We start from the raw sequence: 6436 nt of genomic DNA, 5'->3' as shown, positions 1-6436 counted from the left end.
GCCATGGAGAGCTTCTTCGGCATCCTAAAGTCCGAATTCTTCTACCTGAACAAGTTCACCAGCATCGAGCAACTGCAGGATGGACTGCGCCAATACATTCACTACTACAATCATGACCGCATCAAGCTCAAACTAAAAGGGCTGAGTCCYGTGCAATACAGGACTCAGCCCTTTCCGGCCTAGCCATCAACCGTCCAACTTCTGKGGGTCAGTTCACGATGCCTGGCTTTCTTGTTTCTGCACGATCCCGTCAGAGGATCTGCCGGCCAATCCACCATGCGATGGCGGCCATGAACGCCGACGCCGGAATGGTCAGCACCCACGCCCAGACGATGTTGCCCGCCACGCCCCAGCGCACGGCGGACATCTTCTGCGCCGAACCCACGCCAACGATGGCACCGGTAATCGTGTGCGTGGTCGACACTGGCACACCAAGCGCCGAGGCGATGAACAGCGTAATCGCCCCGCCCGTCTCAGCACAGAAACCGCCAACCGGCTTCAGCTTGGTGATCTTCTGGCCCATGGTGCGGACAATACGCCAGCCGCCGAACAGCGTGCCCATGCCGATGGCCACGTAGCAGCTCACGATCACCCAGGTCGGCGGGCCCGAGGCCCCCGTGGCGATATGGCCGCTCGCGATCAGCAGCATCCAGATAATGCCGATGGTCTTCTGCGCGTCATTGCCGCCGTGGCCGAGGCTATAGAGCGACGCCGACACCAGTTGCAGACGGCGGAACCAGCGGTCCACGCGCGACGGCGGCGTGCKGAAGAACGTCCAGCCCACCACCACCATCATTATCGATCCCAGCACGAAGCCKAGCAGCGGCGAAATCAGGATGAAGGCCACGGTCTTGATCAGGCCGTTACCAACCAGCGCGCCGGTGCCGGCCTTGGCCACCGCTGCGCCGACCAGTCCGCCGATCAGCGCGTGCGACGACGACGACGGAATCCCGTAGAACCACGTGATKACGTTCCACGCGATGGCGCCGACCAGCGCGCCGAAGATAACGTAGTGATCGACGATGTTGACGTCAATCGTGCCCGTGCCGACGGTGGCGGCCACCTTCAGGTGGAACACGAAGATCGCGACCACGTTGCACATGGCGGCCATCGCCACGGCATGGTGCGGCTTCAGCACACCCGTGGACACCACCGTGGCGATCGAGTTGGCCGCATCGTGGAAGCCGTTCATGAAGTCGAACAGCAACGCGAGCACGACCAGCAGGCCGATCACCCACAAGCTCATTTGAATGGTTTGCATGCGAGTGCGCGCCTCAGGCGTTTTCCAGGACGATGCCTTCGATGATGTTGGCCACGTCCTCGCACTTGTCGGTAATGGTCTCCAACTGCTCGTAAATCGCCTTCAACTTGATCAGGCGCTTCACGTCGGTCTCTTCCCGGAACAGCTTCGACATGGCCGAGCGCATCACGCGGTCTGCCTCGGACTCGAGCTGGTCGATCTGCTGTGCGGTCTTCAGGATCGTGCTGGCATTACCCATGTCTTCGAGCAGCCCCACGGCAATCTTCACCTGATCGCAGCACTGCACGCAGATGGTGGCCAGGCGGCGGGCTTCGTCCGTCAGGCTGGTCACGTCGTAGAGCGAGATCGTCTCGGCCACGTCTTCCATCAGGTCCAGGATGTCGTCCATGGTCGTGATGAGCTTGTGGATCTCGTCGCGGTCCAGCGGCGTKATGAAGGTCTTGTGCAGCAGGTCGATCGTGTCGTGCGTGATGCGGTCAGCCTTCTTCTCGGTGGCCTGCACGCGCCGGGCATGGGCTTCAGCGTTGGGCAGGTCGTTGACGAGGGCTTCCAGCTCGTGGGCGGCGGTCACCGCGCAATCGGCGTGCTGGTTGAAGTATTCGAAGAACTTGCCCTCGGTGGGCATGAATCGGCCGAACATGAAATGTCCTTGTGGCGCGCGCGCTGGCGCGTCAGGTTGTGTTGCAAAGGGGAGCCCGGCACACGCCGGCGCAGATTGCACGACAGCCGCGCTGGGCGGCTGTCATCAAAGCGCAATATTTTACAGGGTTACGGCCCGCTCAGGGGTTGCCGTGTGGGATCAGGTGTCGTTGTCAAAGAACGCCGGCCCACCGCTGAAGTTGTCGAACTTCGTGAATTGACCCAGGAACGTGAGCCGAACGGTGCCGATCGGGCCGTTACGCTGCTTACCGATGATGATTTCCGATGTCCCTTTGTCCTGCGAGTCCGGGTTGTAGACTTCGTCGCGATAAATGAACAGGATCACATCGGCATCCTGTTCGATGGCGCCCGATTCACGTAGATCGGACATCACCGGACGCTTGTTCGGACGCTGTTCCAGGCTTCGGTTCAGCTGCGACAGCGCGATCACCGGGCAGTTGAGTTCCTTGGCGAGGCCCTTCAGCGACCGGGAGATCTCCGAAATCTCGGTCGCGCGGTTCTCGCCGCTGCCCGAGCCGGACATCAGCTGGAGGTAATCGATGATGATCAGGCCAAGCTGCCCGCACTGGCGCGCGAGGCGGCGCGAACGCGCCCGCAGCTCCATCGGGTTCAGTGCTGGCGTTTCGTCGATAAACAATTGTGCGTCGTTCATGCGCTGGATGGCATGGGTCAGGCGCGGCCAGTCCTCGTCCAGCAGGCGGCCGGTACGCAACCGGTGCTGGTCGAGCCGGCCTACCGAGCCCAACATACGCATGGCCAGCTGCACACCGGCCATTTCCATCGAGAACACAGCCACGGGCAGACCCTGCTCCACGGCCACATGTTCGCCGATGTTCAGCGAAAATGCCGTCTTACCCATCGACGGACGGCCTGCCACGATGATCAGGTCGCCGGCCTGCATGCCGCTGGTCATCTTGTCCAGGTCGATAAAGCCAGTGGGCACGCCGGTCACGTCGGTGGCGGAATCACGGTGATACAGCTCGTCGATCCGCTCCACCACCTGCGTCAGCAGCGGCTGGATTTCCTGGAAGCCCTTCTGCCCCCGCGAGCCCTCTTCGGCAATCGCAAAAACCTTGGATTCTGCTTCATCAAGCAGCTCACGGACCTCGCGGCCCTTCGGCGCAAAGGCGGCCGAGGCAATGTCGTCCGCCACGGTGACCAGCTTGCGCAGCACCGAGCGCTCGCGCACGATTTCCGCATAGCGGCGGATATTGGCCGCGCTCGGCGTGTTCTGCGCCAGGGAGTTCAGGTAGGCCAGCCCACCCACCTCCTCGGCCTTGCCGGCCACCTGGAGCATTTCATACACCGTGATCACGTCCGCCGGCTTGGTGGCGGAGATCAGGCGGGCAATGCTCTGGAAGATGAGGCGGTGATCGAAGCGGTAGAAGTCCGATTCGGAGAGGAAGTCGGCAATACGGTCCCAGGCGGCGTTATCCAGCAGCAGACCGCCGAGTACCGATTGCTCGGCCTCGATGGAGTGCGGGGGAACCTTGAGACTGTCTAGTTGGGGATCGGCGGCAGGCGCATTCATGGGGTGGGATTATAGCGGCGCCGGACCCGGCCCAAGGGCGCGGCGGCAATAAAAAAGGCAGGAGCGCAGCTCCTGCCTTCTTGTGCATCGGACGCACCGGCCGGGGCCGGCGCATCGATACGGTGCTGCTTAGACGTGCTCGCCCAGGACGGACACGGTCACGTCCACCACCACGTCGGTGTGCAGCGCAACGTTGACCGGGTGGTCGCCAACGATCTTCAGCGGGCCGTTCGGCAGACGCACTTGGGCCTTCTCGACCTTGAAGCCTTGGGTTTCCAGGGCTTCGGCGATGTCGGCGTTGGTCACCGAACCGAACAGTCGGCCGTCCACACCCGACTTCTGGGTGATCTGGACGGTCAGGCCGTTCAGCTTCTCGCCTTCGCCTTGAGCGGCGGCCAGCTTAGCGGCAGCGGCCTTTTCCAGCTCGGCGCGCTTCACTTCGAACTCGGCGATCGCGGTTTGCGTGGCGCGACGCGCCTTCTTCGACGGGATCAGGAAGTTACGAGCGTAACCGTCCTTCACGCGAACGATGTCGCCCAGGTTGCCCAGGTTGATGACTTTTTCCAGCAGAATGACTTGCATCGTGTATTTCTCCTTGCGGTCCTGGGACTATCAGTTCTTGTGCAGGTCGGTGTACGGCATCAGCGCCAGGAAGCGGGCGCGCTTGATGGCCGTATCCAGCTGACGCTGATAGTGAGCCTTGGTACCGGTCAGACGAGCCGGCGTGATCTTGCCGTTATCGCCGATGAAGTCCTTCAGGGTGTCCAGATCCTTGTAGTYGATCTGTTMCACGCCAGCCACGGTGAAGCGGCAGAAGCGCTTGCGCTTGAACAGCGGGTTCTGTTGCTGGAAGCGCTTCTTGTTCTTGTTGTCACGTTTGACGAATGCCATGATTCAATCCTTTACGAATGCTTTACATCCAGTGATGTGAAAGACGAGTGCCTTGCTGTTGCGGTGCCTGCGGGTGAGGAATCCTTCGCAGTCGAGCAGCGTGCCGAGCGGTAACCGCTCCAGACGCTGGCCGACGGGACCTATCCCCATCGCCGCGATGGCGAATTCCACCTGCCGGGGCGTTTCCGCCTCCATGACCTCGCCGGCATGCTGCAGGATGCAGTTGACGACGGGTACACCGGCCGGGGTGTAGCGCAGCGCATCGCGCTCCGCGAGGGTGGCGGTCAGCCTTAACTGGTTCACCGCTGTGCTCCCCCGCTCTCGCTACCTGGCCTGCCGTGGCGGATTTCGCCTGCCACGACCGGCACCGCAGACTGCATTCAGGCAGCCTGGCCTTCCGTGGTCGTTTGCGCGGCCTTGCGGGCTTCTTCGCGCTGCACTTCCTTCATCATCGGCGAAGGAGCGGTCTCGGCCTTCTTGGTCTGCACGATCAGGTGACGCAGCACGGCGTCATTGAACTTGAAGGCGTGCTCGAGTTCGGCCAGGGTTTCCTTGCCGCATTCGATGTTCAGGCAAACGTAGTGAGCCTTGGCCAGCTTCTGGATCATGTAGGCCATCTGACGGCGGCCCCAGTCTTCCACGCGGTGAACCTGGCCGTTTTGCGACGTGACGAGCTGCTTGTAACGCTCGATCATCGCCGGCACTTGTTCGCTTTGGTCCGGATGGACGATAAATACGATTTCGTAATGACGCATTGACGCTCCTTTTGGATGTAGCCACCCGGGCGCCATGTCCGGTGTAGCAAGGTTGAATAGCCCGCGAGTATAGCCCGGTTMCGGGCCAGCACGCAAGCCGGCATCCCGGCAGGACGCTGGGAATCTCTCAGTATTGTCGGAAAACGGCCTGCAGGCGAGCCGGATCGGTGCCAAGCGACGCATCCGCCGCCAGCGCCAGCAGTAGCAGCACGCGCGCCTTGTACGGATTGAGATTGCCGGCGGAGGCGAATTCGCCCGAGGCCAGGCGCGGGCGTGCCGGCCCCGCCACATGGCCGGCGCCCGTGCGGGAGCTTCGCACCACGGCCACGCCTCGCGCAGCTGCATCGGCCAGCGCGTCGCCCAGCGTCTCATGGACCGAGCCATTGCCGGTGGCCGCCACCACGAACCCCTTTACGCCGGCCGAGACCATCGCATCCACGGCCACCCTGCCCGGCTGGGCATAGCTCGCCACGATTTCGACAAGCGGCCACGCCGTAGGCACGGGCAGCGCTGGCGCGTCGCTGGGGGCGCACGCGCGTGCAAAGCGCACGTAGGCATCCTGCACGAAACCAATTGGCCCGCCCGCCGGCGACGTGAACGCATTGACCGCCGAGGTATGGACCTTGGCGACATCGCGGGCCGCATGAATTTCCTGGTTCAGGACCACGAGCACGCCCTGCCCGCGCGCATCCGGGCTTGCCGCCACGCGCACTGCGTCGAGCAGATTCAGCGGACCATCGGCCGAGAGCGACGTGGACGGGCGCATTGCCGCGGTCAGCACCACCGGCACCGCGCTCCGCTGCGTCAGGTGCAGGAACATCGCCGTTTCTTCAAGCGTGTCCGTGCCGTGGGTAATCACCACGCCCACCACATCGGGCTGCGCGACCCAATGCGCCACCCGTGCGGCAAGCGTCGCCCACAGGCTGAAGGCCATGTCCTTGCTGTMGATCTGGGCCACCTGCTCCGTCTCCACACGGGCCACCTCGCCCAGCGCAGGCACGGCCTGGATCAGCGACGAGACCGGCACGGTGGCCGCGCGGTACTGCGCACTGCTGGCGGGGCTGGCGGACGAGCCTGCGATGGTGCCGCCGGTGGCGAGCACGACGATGCGGGGCAATGACGTAGACATATAGCGAGAAAATCGAGCGAGTGAGCGGGTGGTGCAGGCGATTGTAACTGGTGGCACGCCGAGGACCGCCGCTCTCGCAAACCCGTGTCGCCGGGCGCACTGGAGTCCGCCGGGTGTCGCGCATGCCCCACATCGCCACTGCAAATTGTGCTTGCACTTCACTCGATACTGTATAAAATCACAGCATACTGTTTAAACATACAGTGCTT

General features: G+C 62.9%; 9 protein-coding genes. 1 reads left to right on the top strand and 8 read right to left on the bottom strand.

Annotated elements, in window-relative coordinates; translation table 11 throughout:
• Window positions 1-183, top strand: a 183-nt coding sequence (locus AC1EJR_RS11190; protein WP_477110267.1) for an IS3 family transposase, incomplete at its 5' end; no start/stop codon positions are given.
• A gap of 67 nt (window positions 184-250) precedes the next feature.
• Here the strand turns inward: AC1EJR_RS11190 and AC1EJR_RS11185 are convergent.
• From AC1EJR_RS11185 to AC1EJR_RS11150, 8 genes are all read right to left on the bottom strand, one after another.
• Complete coding sequence (locus AC1EJR_RS11185) at window positions 251-1261, bottom strand: inorganic phosphate transporter (protein WP_477147065.1); 1011 nt, start codon at window positions 1259-1261, stop codon at window positions 251-253.
• 13 nt (window positions 1262-1274) lie between these two features.
• Window positions 1275-1901 carry a DUF47 domain-containing protein gene (locus AC1EJR_RS11180; protein ID WP_092289447.1) on the bottom strand — a complete coding sequence of 209 codons (627 nt, stop codon included), beginning with the start codon at window positions 1899-1901 and terminating at the stop codon, window positions 1275-1277.
• 159 nt (window positions 1902-2060) lie between these two features.
• Window positions 2061-3452 carry a replicative DNA helicase gene (locus AC1EJR_RS11175; RefSeq protein WP_092289449.1) on the bottom strand — a complete coding sequence of 464 codons (1392 nt, stop codon included), beginning with the start codon at window positions 3450-3452 and terminating at the stop codon, window positions 2061-2063.
• 129 nt (window positions 3453-3581) lie between these two features.
• The gene (gene rplI, locus AC1EJR_RS11170; protein WP_092289451.1) at window positions 3582-4034 is read right to left on the bottom strand and encodes a 50S ribosomal protein L9; all 453 of its coding nucleotides are present in this window, start codon (window positions 4032-4034) and stop codon (window positions 3582-3584) included.
• A gap of 30 nt (window positions 4035-4064) precedes the next feature.
• The gene (gene rpsR, locus AC1EJR_RS11165) at window positions 4065-4343 is read right to left on the bottom strand and encodes a 30S ribosomal protein S18 (protein WP_477147064.1); all 279 of its coding nucleotides are present in this window, start codon (window positions 4341-4343) and stop codon (window positions 4065-4067) included.
• A gap of 3 nt (window positions 4344-4346) precedes the next feature.
• Window positions 4347-4646: a primosomal replication protein N gene (priB, locus tag AC1EJR_RS11160; protein WP_092289453.1), complete on the bottom strand. Its 300-nt coding sequence runs from the start codon at window positions 4644-4646 to the stop codon at window positions 4347-4349.
• Between the two features lie 77 nt (window positions 4647-4723).
• Window positions 4724-5098, bottom strand: coding sequence for a 30S ribosomal protein S6 (gene rpsF / locus AC1EJR_RS11155; RefSeq protein WP_019448365.1), 375 nt, complete (start codon window positions 5096-5098; stop codon window positions 4724-4726).
• 127 nt (window positions 5099-5225) lie between these two features.
• Window positions 5226-6269, bottom strand: coding sequence for an asparaginase (locus AC1EJR_RS11150; protein WP_477147068.1), 1044 nt, complete (start codon window positions 6267-6269; stop codon window positions 5226-5228).
• Window positions 6270-6436 lie beyond the last annotated feature (167 nt).

This window comes from Cupriavidus sp. 05T42 (assembly GCF_056396345.1).
Note: the sequence above shows the minus strand (reverse complement) of the source record. Positions and strands in the feature narration are given on the sequence as shown.